The sequence below is a fragment of the Erwinia sp. JH02 genome (genome assembly GCF_013074405.1).
Taxonomy (GTDB): domain Bacteria; phylum Pseudomonadota; class Gammaproteobacteria; order Enterobacterales; family Enterobacteriaceae; genus Erwinia; species Erwinia rhapontici.
Genome location: NZ_JABANZ010000013.1, coordinates 55,555 through 74,195 on the forward strand (window position 1 = coordinate 55,555; position 18,641 = coordinate 74,195).

Genomic DNA, 18,641 nt, shown 5'->3' on the forward strand with positions numbered 1-18,641 from the left:
AGGCGCTATTGCCTGAGCCTGTATTTTTAAAAAAGATGCCTGAATGTAACAGTCAATAATGGTTTATATTGTAGCCGAAATTGTTACAAAGCATATTAAACAGCAGCTTATCTGTAATCTGGGTCAAAAAAACCAGGGGATGAACGGTTTTTTCCAGCGTATTTATCATGACAAACAAGCAGTAACGTTGCGGCATAATTCGGAACAATGAATTTGCATCCCGTCACACAGCACAACAAAATAGTCTGCATATCACGATGACGATGGCTGAATGATGAAAACCAAACTGATTACCCGCGAAGGCTACAACCTGCTGAAGCAGGAGCTGGACTTCCTGTGGCGTGAAGAGCGCCCGGAAGTGACGAAGAAGGTCACCTGGGCGGCCAGCCTTGGCGATCGCAGTGAAAATGCCGACTATCAGTACAACAAAAAACGCCTGCGTGAAATTGACCGCCGGATACGCTATCTGACCAAGTGCCTGGAACAGTTGCGTATTGTCGACTATTCCCCACAGCAGGATGGCAAAGTGTTTTTCGGTGCCTGGGTTGAGGTGGAAAACGATGATGGCGATCTGAAGCATTTCCGCATTGTCGGCTATGACGAGATCTTCGGTCGCAATGACTATATCTCTATCGACTCGCCGATGGCGCGTGCATTGCTGAAAAAAGAGATCGGGGATGCCGCCATCGTCCACACCCCAGTGGGTGAAGCACTGTGGTACGTCAATGCGATCAGCTACGTCAAAGAATCCTAAACTCGCCGTTGCAGCCATGCTGACAGTCTGATGACTGGCATTATGCTGCTGCAATCCGTATAACTGTTGCCAATTTCTTAAGCTAAAAAGTGTCCCAACAATGATGAATAATTCACTGAGCCGCCTGATTGCAAGTGAGCTAAAGGCCAGACCAGAACAGGTTGAAGCCGCTGTTCGCCTGCTGGACGAAGGAAATACCGTGCCGTTTATCGCACGTTATCGTAAGGAAGTGACCGGCGGGTTAGATGATACCCAACTGCGTCAGCTGGAGACCCGACTGGGTTACCTGCGCGAGCTTGCCGACCGCCGCCAGTCCATTCTGAAATCCATTGCCGACCAGGGAAAACTGACCGATGAGCTGGCAGCGGCAATCAACGCCACCCTGAGTAAAACCGAGCTCGAAGACCTCTATCTGCCTTACAAACAGAAGCGCCGCACGCGCGGTCAGATCGCGATAGAAGCCGGTCTGCAACCCCTGGCAGACACGTTATGGCAGGAGCCGTCTCACGATCCTGAACAACTGGCCGCTGGCTACATTGATGCCGACAAAGGTGTTGCTGACACCAAAGCGGCGCTGGATGGTGCACGCTACATCCTGATGGAACGTTTCGCAGAAGATGCCGGACTGCTGGCAAAAGTGCGTGACTACCTGTGGAAAAATGCACACCTGGTCTCACGTGTGATCGATGGCAAAGAAGAGGAAGGCGCAAAATTCCGTGACTACTTCGATCATCATGAAGCGTTATCCACCGTACCTTCCCACCGTGCGCTGGCCATGTTCCGTGGGCGTAACGAAGGTATCTTACAGCTGGCGCTGAATGCTGATCCGCAGTTTGATGAACCACCGCGCGAAAGCCACGGTGAGCAGATCATCACAGACCATCTGAATCTGCGCCTGAACAATGCGCCAGCGGATACCTGGCGTAAAGCCGTAGTCAGCTGGACCTGGCGCATCAAGGTGCTGCTGCACCTCGAAACCGAACTGATGGGCACCGTGCGTGAACGCGCGGAAGACGAAGCGATTAATGTCTTCGCCCGCAATCTGCACGATCTGTTGATGGCGGCGCCGGCGGGGATGCGCGCCACGATGGGTCTCGATCCTGGCCTGCGTACCGGGGTCAAAGTCGCCGTGGTGGATGCGACCGGGAAGCTGGTCGCGACAGACACCATCTATCCTCACACCGGGCAGACTGCGAAAGCCGCAGCGGCCGTCGCAGCACTCTGTACCAAACATCAGGTTGAACTGGTCGCCATCGGCAACGGTACGGCATCTCGTGAAACCGAGCGTTTCTATCTTGAGGTGCAAAAGCAGTTCCCGCAGGTCCAGGGCGAGAAAGTCATCGTCAGCGAAGCGGGAGCCTCGGTCTATTCCGCTTCCGAACTGGCGGCACTGGAGTTCCCTGGCCTGGATGTCTCGCTGCGTGGCGCGGTTTCCATCGCCCGTCGCTTACAGGATCCGCTCTCCGAACTGGTAAAAATCGACCCGAAATCCATTGGTGTCGGCCAGTACCAGCATGACGTCAGCCAGAGCCAGTTAGCGAGAAAACTGGATGCGGTGGTGGAAGACTGCGTGAACGGCGTGGGTGTCGATCTGAATACCGCCTCTGTGCCGCTGCTAACGCGCGTGGCAGGGCTGAGCAAGATGATCGCCCAGAACATTGTCACCTGGCGTGATGAGAACGGCCGTTTCCAGAACCGTCAGCAGTTACTGAAAGTCGGTCGTCTGGGGCCGAAAGCCTTTGAACAGTGCGCCGGATTCCTTCGCATCACTCAGGGCGATAACCCACTGGATGCCTCTACCGTGCACCCGGAAGCTTATCCGGTCGTGCAGCGTATTCTCGCCGCCACCGAGCAGGCTCTTAACGACCTGATGGGTAACCCGACTGAGCTGCGTAATCTGAAAGCCGTTGATTTTACCGATGAGCGTTTCGGCGTGCCGACCGTGAGTGACATCATCAAAGAACTGGAAAAACCGGGTCGCGATCCACGTCCTGAGTTTAAAACCGCACAGTTCGCTGACGGCGTCGACACCATGAATGACCTGCTCCCGGGGATGGTGCTTGAAGGCTCGGTGACTAACGTCACCAACTTCGGCGCCTTCGTCGATATCGGCGTCCATCAGGATGGTCTGGTGCATATCTCCTCACTGGCCGATAAATTTGTCGATGACCCACACAAAGTGGTGAAAGCCGGTGATGTGGTCAAGGTGAAGGTGATGGAAGTGGATTTACAGCGTAAGCGTATTGCGCTGACCATGCGCCTTGACGAGCAGCCAGGCGAAACCAACGCGCGACGCGGTGGCGGCAACAAATCGCCGGACCGTGACAACGCGCGCCCGGCAAAAGCCAACAACAAGCGCCCTGCCGCCCAGCCTGCGGGCAACAGCGCGATGGGCGATGCGCTGGCTGCCGCCTTTGGCAAAAAAAGCTAATCCCCCCGGCGGGCCTGATGGCCCGCTCTTTTTTCCTAACCTCCGCGTCTGCCCTGCGATTAAGTTGCTCCATATCAATGTGAGCAAGAATCACTCTCATTAAAATTATCAGTGTCTATTTAAGCAGGCACCGCCAATGCAAATGATCCCACAGCACGCCTACCGAATCGTCGGTTTTTCGTCATCCATCAATCCGGTATTTCGCCAGAAACTCATGGCGCTGGGCCTGTTGCCCGGCATCACCTTTCGGCTGATCCGTATCGCTCCACTGGGCGATCCCCTACATATTGAAACCCGCCACGTCAGCCTGATGTTGCGCAAAAAGGATCTTGCATTACTCCAACTGGAAGCCATGCAGTCAGCCGGAGAGGTCGCATGAAAACCACGACTATCGCACTGACCGGGAACCCTAACGTAGGCAAAACTACCTTGTTTAACCAGCTCACCGGATCGCGCCAGCGGGTCGGTAACTGGGCCGGTGTGACCGTCGAGCGCAAAGAAGGGCAGTTCACCACAGAAGAGCATCAGGTGCAGTTGGTTGATCTGCCAGGCTGCTACTCACTCACCACGCTCTCGGCACAGGCATCGCTGGATGAACAGATTGCCTGTCAGTATCTCCTGAGCGGTGATGCCGACCTGGTGATTAACGTGGTGGATGCCAGCAACCTTGAACGCAATCTTTATCTGACCTTGCAGCTGCTGGAGATGGGGCAGCCCTGCATCGTGGCATTGAACATGCTGGATATTGTTGAAAGCCAGCAAACAGAGTTAGACCTCTCGGCGCTGGAAGAGGCGCTGGGCTGCCCGGTGATACCGCTGGTTTCCACTCGCGGGCGCGGCATTAATCGCCTGAAAGAGACCATCGACCGTTATTCACGCCAGCCCACCCCGCTTGCTGTCCCCTATTCGCAGCCGCTGCAACAAGCGTTGCGTGAACTGGTCGCTGCCATGTCCGCCGCCACGCCAGAAGGGCAGAAACGCTGGCTGGCCCTGCATATGCTGGAAGGGGATATCTGGAGCCAGCAGCAGATGCCCGCAGCCCAGGCGTTACTGCCAGGCATCCATGAACGTCTGGGGGAGGATGCCGCTCAGTCCATTGCCAGTAGCCGTTATCAGACTCTCGAGTCACTCTGCCACAAGGTCATCCGTGCCGCCGGAAGCCGTAGCCTGTTCAGCCAGCGCCTGGATCGCCTGACCATGAACCGCTGGCTGGGCCTGCCGGTGTTTCTGCTGGTGATGTATATGATGTTCTTCCTCGCCATCAACCTTGGTGGCGCACTACAACCGCTTTTCGACCTCGGATCAGCGGCGATATTTATTCAGGGTACGCAGTGGCTGGGCGCTACGCTGCACCTACCGTTATGGCTGACGCTTTTCCTGGCGCAGGGCATCGGCGGTGGGATCAATACCGTCATGCCGCTGATACCGCAGATCGGCATGATGTACCTGTTCCTCTCTCTGCTGGAAGATTCCGGTTATATGGCGCGTGCCGCCTTTGTGATGGATCGGTTGATGCAGGCGCTTGGTCTGCCCGGTAAATCCTTTGTGCCGCTGATTGTTGGCTTTGGCTGCAATGTGCCCTCGGTAATGGGAGCACGCACGCTGGACGCCCCACGGGAGCGGTTGATCACCGTACTGATGGCGCCGTTTATCTCCTGCGGAGCGCGGCTGGCGATTTTCGCGGTCTTTGCGGCGGCCTTTTTCGGTCAGCGTGGTGCACTGGTCGTTTTCAGCCTCTATCTGTTGGGGATTTGCGCGGCCATCGTCACTGGCCTGCTGCTTAAGCATACGCTGATGCGCGGTAACGCCAGTCCCTTTGTAATGGAGCTGCCACTGTGGCACGTTCCTCACGCCAAAAGTCTGCTGTTGCAAACCTGGCAGCGTCTGCGGGGGTTTGTCCTGCGGGCCGGGAAAGTGATTGTGCTGGTCAGTATGCTTATCGGTGCGCTAAACAGTTTTTCGTTTAGCGGCAAGCCGGTGAGTCATCTGAACGACTCCGCGCTGGCCAGCGTCAGCCAGACATTGACACCACTGCTGGCACCGATCGGTGTTCACGATGATAACTGGCAGGCTACCGTCGGTCTGCTGACCGGAGCGATGGCAAAAGAAGTGGTGGTCGGCACGCTGAATACCCTCTACACCGCCGAAGCGCTGCAACAGCAGGCATTCGACCCTGAGCAGTTCAGTCTTCGCACGCAGCTGAGTGACGCGCTGATTGAGACATGGCAAGGCATCAAAGCCACTTTCAGCCTCAGCGTTCTCGCCAACCCCATTGAGGCCAGTAAAGGCGATGCGGAAATGGCCAGCGGCGCAATGGGTACGATGCACAGCAAGTTCGCCAGCGATGCTGCCGCCTACAGCTACCTGATTTTTGTGCTGCTGTACGTGCCCTGCGTTTCAGTAATGGGTGCCATTGCCCGTGAAAGCAGTAACCGCTGGATGCTGTTCTCGATCCTGTGGGGGCTGGATCTGGCTTACTCGCTGGCCACCCTGTTTTATCAGGTTGCCAGTTTCCACCAGCATCCAGGCAGCAGCAGTCTGATTATTGCCACTGTCCTGCTGTTCAATGCCCTGCTGCTGGGCGCGCTACGCCGCGTGCGCATCACCCCGGCCCAGATCCCGGTTAAACAGGTCAGTACCGGATGCCAGAACTGCGCCAAAAACGGTCGTTGCCACTGATGCAGGTTGCGATTTTGTGACCAGCGTCTACAGTGAAAAATAACGTCTGAATTTTTCACCCGCGGTGGCAATTCGAATAATAATGGATATTATCAATAACTTAATAGATAAGATCTACGATTACACTTTCCCGCCATCCTGCTTACAGCGGCTGCATACGCTGATTGCTGATGCGCGGGAGCGTATTCAACAGTCGCGTAAACCACACTGGGATGAAAAAGACGTGGTGCTGATCACCTACGCCGATCAGTTTCATGAAGAGAACACGCCCACCCTGACGACCTTCTCTCGTTTCTGGCAACAGCACCTGCAATCCAGCTTTAATCTGGTTCATCTGCTGCCTTTTTTCCCCTGGTCCTCCGACGATGGTTTCTCCGTCATTGACTATCACCAGGTGGACCCCAAATGTGGCGACTGGCAGGACGTCGCCGCCCTGCGCCAGCATACCCGGCTGATGTTTGATTTTGTCTGCAACCACATGTCATCTGAAAGCGCCTGGTTTCGCCATTATCTGGCGCAGGACCCCGGCTGGGACGATTTCTTTATCAGCATGCCGCCCACCACCGATTTAAGCGCAGTCACCCGCCCGCGCACCTCACCCCTTCTCACGCCTTTTGCGATGGCCGACGGTGAAACCCGTTTTATCTGGACCACCTTCAGCGCCGATCAGATCGACCTGAACTTCGCTAACCCGGAAGTGCTGATCGCGATGGTGAACGTGGTACTGGATTATCTGCAAAAAGGCGCCGATTACCTGCGCCTGGATGCGGTGGGTTATATGTGGAAAACGCCGGGAACGTCCTGTATTCATCTGGAAAAAACCCACCAGCTGGTCAAGCTGTTTCGCGCTATTGCCAACGAAGTGGCACCAGGCACGGTGGTGTTAACGGAAACCAACGTACCGCACAAAGATAACATCAGCTATTTTGGTAATGGTCGTGATGAGGCGCAGATGGTGTATCAGTTTTCACTGCCGCCGCTGGTGCTGCACGCAATCCATTATGGATCGTCACGTGCCCTTCGCCAGTGGGCCGCCTCCCTCGATGGCGGCAGCGGCAGCACCACATTCTTCAATTTCCTCGCGTCACATGACGGCATCGGCCTGAACCCCTTACGCGGCATTCTGCCGGAAACCGAGATCGTCTCGCTGGTTCGCGATCTGGCGATGGAAGGAGCGCTGATCTCCTATAAAAATAACCCTGATGGCAGCACCAGCCCGTATGAAATCAATGTCACCTACATGGATGCCCTGAATCAGAAAGCGGATGATGACGATACGCGCCTGCGACGTTTCCTGCTGGCCCATGCGCTGCTGCTGGCCTTTCCTGGCGTACCGGCCATCTACGTGCAAAGTATTCTCGGCTCACGTAACGATGTTGAAGGCGTAAAAACTGCCGGGTACAACCGGGCAATCAACCGCCAGAAATATGCCGTCAGCGATATCGAACAGGCGTTAATGGAAAAGGATTCACTGCGACAACGAGTCTACTATGCCCTCAGCCAGCTCATTCAGTTGCGTATCCAGCAGACGGCCTTCCATCCGGATAATCCCATGAGCATCATCGACAGTGACAATTCACTGCTGGTGATGAAACGCCAGGCAAGAGAAGAACAGGAATCCCTGTGGTGCGTGTTTAACCTGAGCAATAAAGCGGTGAGTATGATGCTGCCAGAGGCGCGCTGGTATCGGGATATTGCCAGTGGCGATCGTATTGATGGTGCGCAGGCGATGCTGCTGGAAGCGTGGGAATTCCGCTGGCTGAAAGCCTGAAACTGCCCACCGATGGCGGGCAGGGACTATCGCTTACTTATAGACGTCAGCCAATGCGTGATCGCGGTTCCCCTGCTGGGCTGCGATGATCACATAGTATTTACCGCCTTTCTCATCGGCTTTTTTCGATAAGCGGGCGTTGGCATCCATCGGATCGGTGGTGGAGTTTGTCGTCACCGTACCGATTTTTTCCAGCTTCATCTCCTGCGCTTTTTCGCGGGTGATCTGCTCGGCTGCACTGGCATTAAATGCCGCCAAGGTCGTCAACATCAGGGCAGAGATAGTGATCAGCTTTTTCATACAATTTCCTCTCCTTAGGTCAATATTTCCAGTTATCAATGGCAGTAAAAAATAGTGCCGTGACCATTATCGACCGCGATGTGCAAACCGACAACGCAGTGAATTGTTGCAATACGTAACGCCACTCTGCCTCCCCCGCTCAGTTGCCCAGAGATGGCGCTCCTCAGGGCCTGACGTTCTCACTGAAATCGATAATCTGCTGACAAAAATCGGCCGGATGCGAGATAAAAGGCGCATGGGCCGCTTTCTCAATAATATGGCTGGTACTGGCTGGCCAGGCATCATCAAGCAGCGGGACAATTTTTCGTGGTACTAAGCCATCCAGCGCCCCATACAGGCGTAAAAATGGTATGGACAGCGCGGCGAGCGCCTGGCGCACGTCTGCCGTCTTGAGAATTTCCAGCCCGCCGTTCAGGACCTCAACCGCAGGTACCGGTCGCTCAAACACCACGCTTTTCAATGCCCGGGCATCCTGGCGAGCGCTGTCCGTCCCCAGGGTTTGTAACGCGAGAAACCGCTCCACGGTGCGCTGGAAATCCTCACTCAACTGGTGCTGAAATGAGGTCAGCGTTTCCGGTTTTATGCCGGGCCAATCGGTTTCCGCACTGAAACGCGGTGAGGATGCCACGCTGACCAGACCACGCACCCGCTGCGGCGCATTCAGCGCCACCTGGCTGGCAACCAGGCCACCCAGCGACCAGCCCAGCCAGATGGCCTGCTCAGGGGCCTGCGCCAGCACAGCTGCCGCCATCTCATCGAGCGTCATTGCCGGGAATCCCTGGCTGTGACCATAACCGGGAAGATCCACCAGATGCAGACAAAAATGTGCGCTGAGCCGCTCGCTAATGCAATGCCACACCCCGGCGTTCAACCCCCATCCGTGCAGCAGCACAAGATGGCGATCGCCCTGTCCAATAGTCTCCCAGTGAAGCACCGTCATCGGTTATCGTCCTGTATTTAAATTACGAGGTCGCCATGCTACCAATGCCAGCAGGCTGTTGGCTATGTCTGATGCCGCTCAGCCTTGCACAGCACGGCTTGTGCACCGTTTGTTTACGCCACCTTCTGGCGATGCGCGGTGGTTGCCCACGCTGTGGACTGCCCAGCGGCGAAACAACCCGTGAATGCGGCCGCTGCCTGCACAGCCCACCTCCCTGGCAGTGGCTGGTGTTCGTCACGCCCTGGCAACCACCGCTCAGCCAGCTCGTAAACCGGCTAAAGTTTTATCGCACCACCGCACTTGCGGTAATGCTGGCCCGGTTGATACTGCTATGCTGGTTAATGCAACGGCGTGAAAGCGGGCTGCATCGTCCGGATGTATTGCTGACGGTCCCACTGCATCATCGCCGGGCGTGGCAACGCGGCTATAATCAGTTAGAGGATATGGCTCACTGTCTGGCACGCTGGACGCAATGTCGTTATTTACCCCGAGCCATCACACGTATACGTGCGGGGCGTATTCAGCACCGTCTGGGCGCTCTGGCGCGGCGTAAAAACTTACGCGGCGCGTTTACACTTGAAATTGATGTGCGCGGGCTGCATATCACCTTATTAGATGATGTGGTCACCACGGGCAGTACCGTCGCAGAGATAAGCCGCATTCTGCTGGCCAGGGGTGCTGCCAGCGTACAGATCTGGTGCCTGTGCCGAACCTTGTAGAGCGTCGGTGATGGGCGTATTATAACCAATGAAATTAGTTAACTATTGAGCAATCGCCATGATCCTAATTACCGACTCTGCACAAGAGCACTTCGCAAAACTGCTGTCAAAGCAGGAAGATGGCACCCAAATTCGTGTATTCGTGATTAATCCGGGTACACCGACTGCCGAGTGCGGTGTTTCCTACTGCCCACCCGATGCAGTAGAAGCAACGGATACTGAACTGAAGTTTCCCCTGCTGTCAGCCTATGTTGATGCCCTCAGCGCACCCTATCTGGAAGACGCTGAAATCGACTTTGTGACCGATAACCTGGGTTCACAGCTGACGCTGAAAGCACCGAACGCCAAAATGCGTAAAGTTAACGAAGATGCCCCGTTAATTGAGCGTGTTGAGTACCTGTTGCAGGCCCAGATCAACCCACAGCTGGCGAGCCACGGCGGTAAAGTTTCCCTGATGGAAATCACCGACGAAGGTTTCGCTATTCTGCAATTTGGCGGCGGCTGTAACGGCTGTTCCATGGTCGATGTGACCCTGAAAGAAGGCATCGAGAAAGAGATGCTGGCGGCGTTCCCTGAACTGAAAGGCGTACGCGACCTGACAGAACACGAACGCGGTGAGCATTCGTTCTACTGATGACCTGGGGCCGGATATCCGGCCCCTTCTCTTTTCTTTCCCCGCGATTTCACGCCCCTGGTTTAATTTTCCCCCGACTGCCTGTTTAATTTTCCCTGGCGTGATTGACGCTGGATCTTTCAGCTTACACGTGTACACTGAAACCTGTTTTCGCAACCTACAGGTCATCATGTTGAACAATATTGGCAGAAGAGTCGTGATCACAGGTATGGGCTTAATCAGCCCGCTCGGTAATGGCGTAGACGGTAGCTGGCAACGGCTGATCGCCGGTCAGTCCGGGATTCGTCATCTTCCTGAAGAGGCCTATGGCGATACGGCCATCCGCGTGGGTGGGCAGGTTCCCTCCATCGAACAAGACCCGCAGCACGGTTTTGATATTGCTGCGCTTATTCCGGTGAAAGAGCAGCGTAAAGCGGACCGCTTTATTCATCTGGCGCTGGCAGCGGCCGAAGAAGCCATCACGCAGGCCGGCTTACATAATCTGTCGGAAACCGCACGTCTGCGCACCGCCACCATTATTGCCACCGGCATTGGCGGTTTTCATGCCATCAGCAATGCGGTCAAAACCGTGGCAGAAAAAGGCAGCCGTAAACTGTCCCCGTTTACCATTCCGTCGTTTATCGCCAATCTCGCGGCTTCACACGTGGCGATCAAATATGGCTTCAAGGGCATGCTGGGAACACCCGTTTCCGCTTGCGCGGCCAGCATTCAAAGTATCGGTGACGGTTTCCGCGCCATCCGTTTTGATGATGCGGATATCGCCGTGGTGGGTGGCTGTGAATCTTGCATCAATCCGGTTTCACTCGGGGGCTTCCAGGCCGCCCGCGCGCTCTCAACAGCCTTTAACGACCATCCTGAGCAGGCTTCGCGCCCGTTCGACCAGGCACGTGATGGTTTTGTGATGGGAGAAGGTGCCGGGATGCTGGTACTGGAGGAATTGACCCGTGCTCAGGCGCGTGGCGCCACAATCCTTGGTGAAGTGGTCGGTTATGGCACCACCTCGGATGCTTACCACATCACTTCCGGGCCGGAAGATGGCGAAGGCGCTGCGCGTGCGATGACCATTGCGCTCCAGCAGGCAGGGATAACAGGGCGCGATATCGATTATATCAACGCGCACTCTACCTCGACGCCGGTCGGCGATCTTGCCGAAATCAATGCGCTGCGTCGGGTACTGGGTGAAGGCGCTCACACGGCGATCTCCTCAACCAAATCCGCCACCGGGCATCTGCTGGGCGCCGCCGGGGCTGTGGGGGCGATCTTCTCACTGATGGCAATGCGTCAGCAGATTGCGCCACCTTCGCTGAATATCACACAGCTGGACAGTGCTGCTGAAGGGCTGAACATCGTTAAAAACAGTGCACAGCAGATGACCATCCGCAGCGTGCTGGTTAACGGTTTCGGTTTTGGTGGTGTAAACGGTTCGGTGATTTTTAAAGCCTTTACGCCGTAAGCGCCGGGCGGACCGCAAGAGAAACGGGTCGGGCATGCCCGACCCCTACGTGATGCGGCAATAGTTGATACGGCGAGGCATGCCTCGCACGATTATTACGGGGCTTTACGTCGTTTATCGATATCCTTAATTAAGCGATTAACGCGATCATCGGCAAACATGGCCTCCAGCGTGACGCTCAGTTTACGCCGCCAGTTGGGATACTGATCGGTGGTGCCCGGTACATTCACCGGATCGGCCATATTCAGCCAGTCCTCTGGTTGCAGCCCCAGCAGTGCGCTGTTGCTGTCGGCAATAAAACGCTGTAATCCACGATTGAGCACCGTTGTCATCGCCAGCCTGTCCGCCCGTTTACCACAGCTTTTTGGCACACAGTGATGACGATGCAATGCCTCCAGCAATGCCTGTTTCTGGCGGACGCGATGCTCAAACAACCCTTTGAGGACCAGCTTGTCAGGATAAATACCCAGCGTTTCACCCAGAGTCAGATCCCCGGCACTCCAGAAGCCACGCAGCGTCGGCAGGTCATGGGTCGTCGCACTCGCCATAGACTGGCGTGGCCAAACGGAGGGTGCCCGGTAACGATCCCCACTCTCCTGCTCGAAGTAGAGAACCTTCCACGAATAGATACCACTGTCGCGCAGTTTACTGACAATTTCCGTCGGTACAGTACCAAGATCCTCACCGATCACCATGCACTGATGGCGCTGACTTTCCAACGCGAGGATTGCCATTAAGTCATCCACCGGATAGTGGACATAGGCACCGAAGTTGGCCGTTTCACCGTAAGGGATCCACCACAGGCGCAACAGCGACATCACATGATCGATGCGCAGTGCGCCGCAGCTCGCCATATTCGCCCGCAGCAGGTCGATAAACGGTTGGTAGCCACGCGCCGCCATCACGTGCGGGTCCATCGGCGGCAATCCCCAGTTTTGCCCCAGCGGGCCGAGGATATCCGGCGGCGCGCCAACGGAAGCTTTCAACCGGTAGAGTTCACGATCGCACCAGGTTTCGGCGCCGCCTTCCGCCACGCCCACGGCTAAATCCCGGTAAAGCCCCACTGGCATCTGGTGCTGCTGGCAACACTGCCAGCACGCATCAAACTGACGATTCGCCAGCCATTGCAGCCATGACCAGAAACGCACTTCATCCTGCTGCTCACGGCAAAACTGCTGCACCGCCTCGCTATCGCCCTGCTGTACATTTTCAGGCCATACCGGCCAGCCCCAGCGAGCAGGATCGTCCTTCAGCATAGCGCAGTGCAGGGCATCAAAGGCGGCCTGGTTTAACAGGCTTTCTCCCCCGGCGTTGATAAAGGCCTCAAAGTGCTGCACGCTGGCGTCCTGCGCATCACGTGCGGTGAACTGCGACCAGGCATGACGTAGCCCCTGAATTTTTAATGCCCCCACCCGCGCATAATCCACCCAGTCAGCATCGCGTGCAGTGTGTAACGCCGTCTGGGTGCTCTTTTTCTGCCACCAGCGCTGAGCGGCCTTGCTGTGCTGGAAATCCGGCACGGCAGCCACATCGATATACATCACGTTGAGCCAGCGCCGTGACGACGGGCTGTACGGACTGGCATTTTCAGGCAGGGAAGGATAAAGCGCGTGAATCGGATTGAGACCAATAAATGCACCGCCGCGTGTGGCGATTTCGCTGACCATGTGCTTCAAATCGCCGAAGTCACCGATGCCCCAGTTCTGGGCCGATCGCAGCGTATAGAGCTGCACGCAGGCGCCCCACAGTTTGTCGCCGCGCTTTAACTCTGCAGGCTCATAGCAGCGTTTTGGTGCCACAATAATCCGGCACGGCCACTGTTTTTTCCCCTGCGTGAGCAACAGATGATGATAACCTTCTGGCAGATTCGCCGGCAGCGTCAGCACCTCTCCACCAGACACAGACCCCTGGTGGGTTTTCCCCTGCTCACTGTCAAATTGCCACTGATAATTCCCTTTTCCCCCCACCTGAAGCTGTTGAGTCCGTTTTTTCAGCAGCACACGACAGGGTGGCAATGGTGCATTTCCCCTATCAGGAACGGCGGCCATTGCCTCAAGCAGCTTTTCGCGCGTCCCGGCGCTCACCGCTTCCGGCTGCCCGCGTGCATTAATATATTTCGAAGCAATACCCGCCGCCGTAGCGGCCTGCTCACGCTTTTTTAAGTCCATCGCCTCTCCCGGGCCGTTTTGCCTGCCAGATACGCTGCTGGTAATCCCGAATCGAACGATCGGAGCTGAACATCCCGGTGCGGGCCGTATTCAGAATAGCCGCTTTCGTCCAGGCCTCCTGGTCACGGTACAGCGCTTCCACCTTCAGCTGTGCTTCGCAGTAACTGGCGAAGTCGGCCAGCACCAGCCACGGATCGCCCCCTTTGCCCAGGCTGTGCAGCATCATGTCGAACGCGTGTTTATCGCCATCGCTGAAAAATCCTTTCTCCAGCTCTTTCAACAGGCTATCAAGATGTTTATCTTTTTTGCGTAACTTCAGCGGCTGATAGCCACTGGCTTTCAGCGCCTTGACCTGGTCCACCGTATTGCCAAAGATAAAGATATTCTCTTCACCCACCTGTTCAGCGATTTCAACGTTGGCCCCGTCGAGCGTACCTACGGTCAGCGCACCATTCAGCGCCAGCTTCATATTGCCTGTACCGGAGGCTTCATATCCGGCAGTGGAGATCTGTTCTGACAGATCGGCTGCCGGGATCATCAACTCAGCCGCCGTAATGCGATAATCCGGAATGAACACCACCTTCAGCTTGTCGCCCACCAGCGGATCGTTGTTGATCTTCTCCGCCACCTTATTAATGGCATAAATAATATTCTTCGCCAGGTAGTAACCCGGTGCGGCTTTGGCGCCAAACAGGAACACACGCGGCACCACATCCAGTTTCGGGTCGTCGCGCAGCCGTTTATAGAGAGAGAGGATATGCATCAGGCCAAGATGCTGGCGTTTGTACTCATGCAGGCGTTTGATCTGTACATCGAACAAGGCATCCGGGTTCACCACAATGCCAGTGCGCTGCACAATGTACTCAGCCAGGCGCAGCTTGTTGGCGCGTTTAATCTGTCGATACTGTTTGCGGAATGCTTTATTGTCGGCAAAGGCTTCCAGCCCTTTCAGCGCCTCCAGATTGTTCGCCCACTCAACGTTAAGCGTGTCATCGATCAACGCCGCCAGCGCCGGATTACACTGCTTCAGCCAGCGACGCGGCGTGATGCCATTGGTAACGTTATGGAATTTCTCCGGCCACAGCAGGTGATATTCCGGGAACAGGTCTTTCACCACCAGTTCAGAGTGCAGCGCAGCCACACCATTCACAGCAAAACCGCTGACCACGCAAAGATTGGCCATGCGCACCTGTTTATCGTGCACCACCGCCAGTTTCGCCCAAACGGCTTCATCCCCTGGCCACTGTTTCTCGACCACCTTTTTAAAGCGTCGGTTGATCTCTTTAATCAACGTGAAATGGCGTGGCAGCAGGCTGCGTACCAGCCGTTCATCCCAGCGCTCCAGCGCTTCCGGCATCAGGGTGTGGTTAGTGTAGGCGAAGGTCTGACGGGTGATGGCCCAGGCATCGTCCCAGCTTAACTGGTGCTCATCCAGCAGCACACGCAGCATCTCGGGAATGGCGATGGTCGGGTGGGTATCATTAAGCTGAATCACCTCATAGTCCGGCAACGTATGCACGCTGCGCCCGGCAAGGTGATGGCGACGCAGAATGTCGGCCACCGAACAGGCACACTGGAAGTATTGCTGCATCAGGCGCAGGCGCTTTCCTTCCTGATGGTTATCGTTGGGGTACAGCACTTTGGTCAGCTTCGCCGCATCAATACCCTGCTGCTCGGCCGCGAGAAACTTACCGTCATTAAACAGCGTGAGGTCGAACGGATGAGCATGGGAGGCCTGCCACAGACGCAGTGGCTGTACAACGCCGTTACGGTAGCCGGTCACCGGCAGATCCCAGGCTTCGCCGCGCAGAGTAAACGCCGGATGCCACGCCAGCTGGCCATCGGCATTTTTGATTACCGTCCCGCCGATGCCGACATTCACATCCAGCGCCGCATTGTGGCGAAACCATGGATAACGCTCACGCTGCCAGTCATCCGGTGCTTCAATCTGCTGACCGTCGTCAAACGACTGGCGGAATAAACCGTATTGATAATTTAGCCCATAACCCGTAGCCGGCTGCCCCACCGTGGCCATCGAATCCAGATAGCAGGCGGCCAGCCGCCCCAGCCCACCATTACCCAGAGCAGGATCAACTTCTTCTTCCAGCAGTTCACTGAGATCGCGCTGATGCTCTGCCAGTGCCGCTTTAACCTCGTCATACCAGCCCAGATTCAGCAGATTATTCCCGGTCAGGCGGCCAATCAGAAACTCCATGGAAATATAGTTAACGTGGCGCTGCTTTTTTACGGATTTCGTCACCGGCTTTGCCGCCAGCAGTTCTGCCAGCGCACCGCTGATCGCCTGCCACCACTGGTGGGCAGTCATGTCTGCGGCACGTGTATAACCAAGATGCTGCCACTGACGCGTCAACGCCGCATCAAAGCGCGCCTTATTGAATTTCTGTTGCGACATATAATCCCTCTTAAACAGGTGGGCAAAATGTGACTGAAGGCACCTTACAGTTAAGACGGCAAAACGAAAAAAAGCTCACCGCAGAATGCGATGAGCGAAAAAAAAGCAAGTAAACAACTAGAGGGAGACAACTAACCGGGCTGGGCTGCCCGGATAAAGCGCGCGGCAATAGGGTGCAGAACAGGCTGCACGCCCAGAATGGGAATAGGAGGTGAAAAAAAGAGACTGATCTGAGTATGAGTGAATTCGTTAAACGTGCCAGTAGCGGGCGACCTTTTTTTAGATCGCCCCGGCCGGGCTAGCAGAGTTCCAGATGAACTTCGTGCTGTTCGATCGTTTTCATGACACTCGGTGGCGGTGCCTGGTCGGTAAACAGGTAATCGATCAACCCCATATTGCCCAGGTTAACCATCGCGTTGCGGCCAAATTTAGAGTGGTCTGCCACCAGCATCACACAGCGGGAATTCTCGATTATCGCGCGCTTGGTGCGCACTTCATGGTAGTCGAAGTCCAGCAGGGAGCCGTCCATATCGATACCGCTAATCCCCAGAATGCCGTAATCGAGGCGGAACTGAGAAATATAATCGAGCGTCGCTTCGCCCATAATGCCGCCATCACGGGTACGCACTTCGCCCCCGGCCAGGATCAGGCGAAAATCGGGTTTCGCCATCAGCAACACCGCAACGTTCAGGTTATTAGTGACGATACGCAGATTACTGTGGTTCATGAGCGCATGCGCCACCGCTTCCGGAGTGGTGCCGATATCAATAAACAGCGAGGCGCCATCGGGGATCTGGCTGGCAACACGCTGAGCAATACGCGCTTTCTCTGCCGACCACATCATCTTACGGTCTTGCCAGGCGGTGTTTTCCGAACTGGAGGGTAACGCGGCACCGCCGTGATGGCGCTGAATTTTGTTTTGCTCGGCCAGATCGTTTAAGTCGCGACGAATGGTCTGCGGGCTGACATCAAAGTGCTCTACCAGCTCTTCGGTACTGACATATCCCTGACGGCACACCAGCTCAATGATGGCGTCATGTCGTTGTGTCTGCTTCACGCTGTTCTCCTTTTAGCTTTTTTTATGACGCGTATCGACAAAGGCCATCGCCAGCCCAACCAGCAGCCCGGTAACGTGCGCTGCATTGGCAATCGACAAACCAAACCAACCGAAATACCCCACCAGCAGCCACAAAACCGCAAAGGCCATCAATCCGCGTTGCAGAAAGATCCCGCGCTCAGGGCTGCGCTCACCGCTCAGCCAGGAATAGCCCATCAGGGCGTAGACCACACCGGAAAGCCCACCAAACAGCACACCGCTGAACTTCGCCTGCATCCAGCCGCTGAGCAGCGCGGATATCAGCATAATCACGAACAGCTTGCCGCTGCCGAGCCGCTTTTCCAGCGTGCCGCCAAGATACCAAAACCACATCAGGTTAAACAGAATATGCAGCAGCGAGAAATGCAGTAAGGCATGTGAGAACCAGCGCCACAGTTCAAAGTGCTGGTCTGCATCAGGCCAGGAGAGCAGGCGCATCACGGCGCCATCACCGAGCACCTGCATCAGGATAAAGACCAGCACGCAGGCTGCCATCACCGTCAGCGTGAGGACGCCAGCACGTTCACGCAGATTATCCAGCAGTGAAACATGCTGATAGTGAATGCCGCTGTCTGTCGTGCCCGAGGTCCAGCTGGCCGCCTGATAGCGCGCGTGGTTAGGGTCACGAATAAACTGGTTGAGTTCGTTTTCGACCACTGTCAGCTGCGATTCATCATCCAGCCACAGGGTGTAACCATTATCGTGCTCAACGCGCAACGTCACGCCGCGCGTCGCCATGTAATCGACAAACGCCTGCGCCGGGCGCAGATGAGTAAAATGGGTGATGCGCATAGAGAAGCGACTTCCTTTCAGTCAGACCAGACAAACCGAGAGTATAACGATTTCCCCTTACCGGTTGCAGGGGAAAGCGCGAGCGGTGACAAGAGAGGCGTCAGAGTGCGTCGACCTGCTGCGGGAAAGCGGCACGCCAGGCGTCAAATCCGCCATCAATACTGTAAGCCGCCGTGAACCCCTGACTGAGCAGGAATTGCGCTGCACCTTTACTGCTGTTGCCGTGGTAGCACATCACCAGCACCGGGGTCGTTAACGCCGCCTGGGAGATAAAAGCAGGCAGTGAATCGTTAGTCAGATGAAAAGCGCCGCTGGCATGGGCAGCAGCAAAACTCTGAGGGTCGCGAATATCAACCAGCAACGCATTCTCTTCAGAGAGTTTCTGCTGCGCCTGCTGTACGTTGATGCACTCAAATTGTTCCATGGTGGGTTCTCGTCAAAAGCTAAAAAAGTGACCAAATTACCCCCATTGTAGCCTGAAGGCGGCGCAC

At 55.8% G+C, this 18,641-nt stretch carries 15 protein-coding genes; 8 read left to right on the forward strand and 7 right to left on the reverse strand.

The annotated features are described in order from the left end of the window. Positions 1-274 precede the first annotated feature (274 nt). The 5 genes from greB to HHI26_RS22195 all read left to right on the forward strand — a co-directional run bounded on the left by greB (position 275) and on the right by HHI26_RS22195 (position 7,635). The gene (greB, locus tag HHI26_RS22175; protein WP_133846703.1) at positions 275-754 is read left to right on the forward strand and encodes a transcription elongation factor GreB; all 480 of its coding nucleotides are present in this window, start codon (positions 275-277) and stop codon (positions 752-754) included. A 100-nt stretch (positions 755-854) separates the two neighbouring features. Beyond that, complete coding sequence (locus HHI26_RS22180) at positions 855-3,185, forward strand: Tex family protein (protein ID WP_171149710.1); 2,331 nt, start codon at positions 855-857, stop codon at positions 3,183-3,185. Positions 3,186-3,321: 136 nt separating this feature from the next. After that, positions 3,322-3,564 (forward strand): ferrous iron transporter A, encoded by a 243-nt coding sequence (gene feoA / locus HHI26_RS22185; protein WP_133846653.1) that lies wholly within the window; start codon positions 3,322-3,324, stop codon positions 3,562-3,564. Further along, positions 3,561-5,864, forward strand: a complete 2,304-nt coding sequence (gene feoB, locus HHI26_RS22190; protein ID WP_171149711.1) for a Fe(2+) transporter permease subunit FeoB — start codon at positions 3,561-3,563, stop codon at positions 5,862-5,864. The genes feoA and feoB overlap by 4 nt, the downstream gene beginning before the upstream one ends. Positions 5,865-5,946: 82 nt before the next feature. Beyond that, positions 5,947-7,635, forward strand: coding sequence for an alpha-amylase family glycosyl hydrolase (locus HHI26_RS22195; protein WP_133846651.1), 1,689 nt, complete (start codon positions 5,947-5,949; stop codon positions 7,633-7,635). A gap of 33 nt (positions 7,636-7,668) precedes the next feature. On the opposite strand, the gene HHI26_RS22200 is transcribed toward HHI26_RS22195, so the two are convergent. Beyond that, entirely contained in the window at positions 7,669-7,935 is a 267-nt protein-coding gene (locus tag HHI26_RS22200) for a YdgH/BhsA/McbA-like domain containing protein (protein ID WP_133846650.1), read from the reverse strand. A 163-nt stretch (positions 7,936-8,098) separates the two neighbouring features. Continuing rightward, positions 8,099-8,875 (reverse strand): pimeloyl-ACP methyl ester esterase BioH, encoded by a 777-nt coding sequence (gene bioH, locus HHI26_RS22205; RefSeq protein ID WP_133846649.1) that lies wholly within the window; start codon positions 8,873-8,875, stop codon positions 8,099-8,101. 35 nt (positions 8,876-8,910) lie between these two features. On the opposite strand from bioH, the gene gntX reads away from it, so the two are divergent. From gntX to fabF, 3 genes are all read left to right on the forward strand, one after another. Then, on the forward strand, positions 8,911-9,594 hold the full coding sequence (gene gntX, locus HHI26_RS22210; protein WP_133846648.1) for a DNA utilization protein GntX: 684 nt from the start codon (positions 8,911-8,913) through the stop codon (positions 9,592-9,594). A 58-nt stretch (positions 9,595-9,652) separates the two neighbouring features. Next, a complete protein-coding gene (nfuA, locus tag HHI26_RS22215) occupies positions 9,653-10,228 on the forward strand; it encodes a Fe-S biogenesis protein NfuA (protein ID WP_133846647.1) in 576 nt (191 codons plus the stop codon). A 169-nt stretch (positions 10,229-10,397) separates the two neighbouring features. Next, positions 10,398-11,681 (forward strand): beta-ketoacyl-ACP synthase II, encoded by a 1,284-nt coding sequence (gene fabF, locus HHI26_RS22220; RefSeq protein WP_133846646.1) that lies wholly within the window; start codon positions 10,398-10,400, stop codon positions 11,679-11,681. 95 nt (positions 11,682-11,776) lie between these two features. Here the strand turns inward: fabF and malQ are convergent, their stop codons facing one another. The 5 genes from malQ to glpE form a co-directional block, all read right to left on the reverse strand. Beyond that, positions 11,777-13,849, reverse strand: a complete 2,073-nt coding sequence (gene malQ, locus HHI26_RS22225; protein ID WP_133846645.1) for a 4-alpha-glucanotransferase — start codon at positions 13,847-13,849, stop codon at positions 11,777-11,779. After that, complete coding sequence (gene malP, locus HHI26_RS22230) at positions 13,830-16,262, reverse strand: maltodextrin phosphorylase (protein WP_133846644.1); 2,433 nt, start codon at positions 16,260-16,262, stop codon at positions 13,830-13,832. The genes malQ and malP overlap by 20 nt, the downstream gene beginning before the upstream one ends. A 298-nt stretch (positions 16,263-16,560) precedes the next feature. Continuing rightward, the gene (locus HHI26_RS22235) at positions 16,561-17,319 is read right to left on the reverse strand and encodes a DeoR/GlpR family transcriptional regulator (RefSeq protein WP_171149712.1); all 759 of its coding nucleotides are present in this window, start codon (positions 17,317-17,319) and stop codon (positions 16,561-16,563) included. A gap of 12 nt (positions 17,320-17,331) precedes the next feature. Beyond that, positions 17,332-18,150 carry a rhomboid family intramembrane serine protease GlpG gene (gene glpG / locus HHI26_RS22240; RefSeq protein WP_133846642.1) on the reverse strand — a complete coding sequence of 273 codons (819 nt, stop codon included), beginning with the start codon at positions 18,148-18,150 and terminating at the stop codon, positions 17,332-17,334. A 100-nt stretch (positions 18,151-18,250) separates the two neighbouring features. After that, complete coding sequence (gene glpE / locus HHI26_RS22245) at positions 18,251-18,574, reverse strand: thiosulfate sulfurtransferase GlpE (RefSeq protein ID WP_133846641.1); 324 nt, start codon at positions 18,572-18,574, stop codon at positions 18,251-18,253. Between the last annotated feature and the right edge of the window lie 67 nt (positions 18,575-18,641).

Bases quoted from the DNA above. Each gene is read 5' to 3' on its own strand.
- glpE (WP_133846641.1), bottom strand. From the start codon at position 18,574: ATGGAACAATTTGAGTGCATCAACGTACAGCAGGCGCAGCAGAAACTC.
- HHI26_RS22195 (WP_133846651.1), top strand. From the start codon at position 5,947: ATGGATATTATCAATAACTTAATAGATAAGATCTACGATTACACTTTC.
- fabF (WP_133846646.1), top strand. From the start codon at position 10,398: ATGTTGAACAATATTGGCAGAAGAGTCGTGATCACAGGTATGGGCTTA.
- glpG (WP_133846642.1), bottom strand. From the start codon at position 18,150: ATGCGCATCACCCATTTTACTCATCTGCGCCCGGCGCAGGCGTTTGTC.
- nfuA (WP_133846647.1), top strand. From the start codon at position 9,653: ATGATCCTAATTACCGACTCTGCACAAGAGCACTTCGCAAAACTGCTG.
- malQ (WP_133846645.1), bottom strand. From the start codon at position 13,849: ATGGACTTAAAAAAGCGTGAGCAGGCCGCTACGGCGGCGGGTATTGCT.
- feoA (WP_133846653.1), top strand. From the start codon at position 3,322: ATGCAAATGATCCCACAGCACGCCTACCGAATCGTCGGTTTTTCGTCA.
- malP (WP_133846644.1), bottom strand. From the start codon at position 16,262: ATGTCGCAACAGAAATTCAATAAGGCGCGCTTTGATGCGGCGTTGACG.
- feoB (WP_171149711.1), top strand. From the start codon at position 3,561: ATGAAAACCACGACTATCGCACTGACCGGGAACCCTAACGTAGGCAAA.
- gntX (WP_133846648.1), top strand. From the start codon at position 8,911: ATGCTACCAATGCCAGCAGGCTGTTGGCTATGTCTGATGCCGCTCAGC.
- HHI26_RS22200 (WP_133846650.1), bottom strand. From the start codon at position 7,935: ATGAAAAAGCTGATCACTATCTCTGCCCTGATGTTGACGACCTTGGCG.
- HHI26_RS22180 (WP_171149710.1), top strand. From the start codon at position 855: ATGATGAATAATTCACTGAGCCGCCTGATTGCAAGTGAGCTAAAGGCC.
- bioH (WP_133846649.1), bottom strand. From the start codon at position 8,875: ATGACGGTGCTTCACTGGGAGACTATTGGACAGGGCGATCGCCATCTT.
- greB (WP_133846703.1), top strand. From the start codon at position 275: ATGAAAACCAAACTGATTACCCGCGAAGGCTACAACCTGCTGAAGCAG.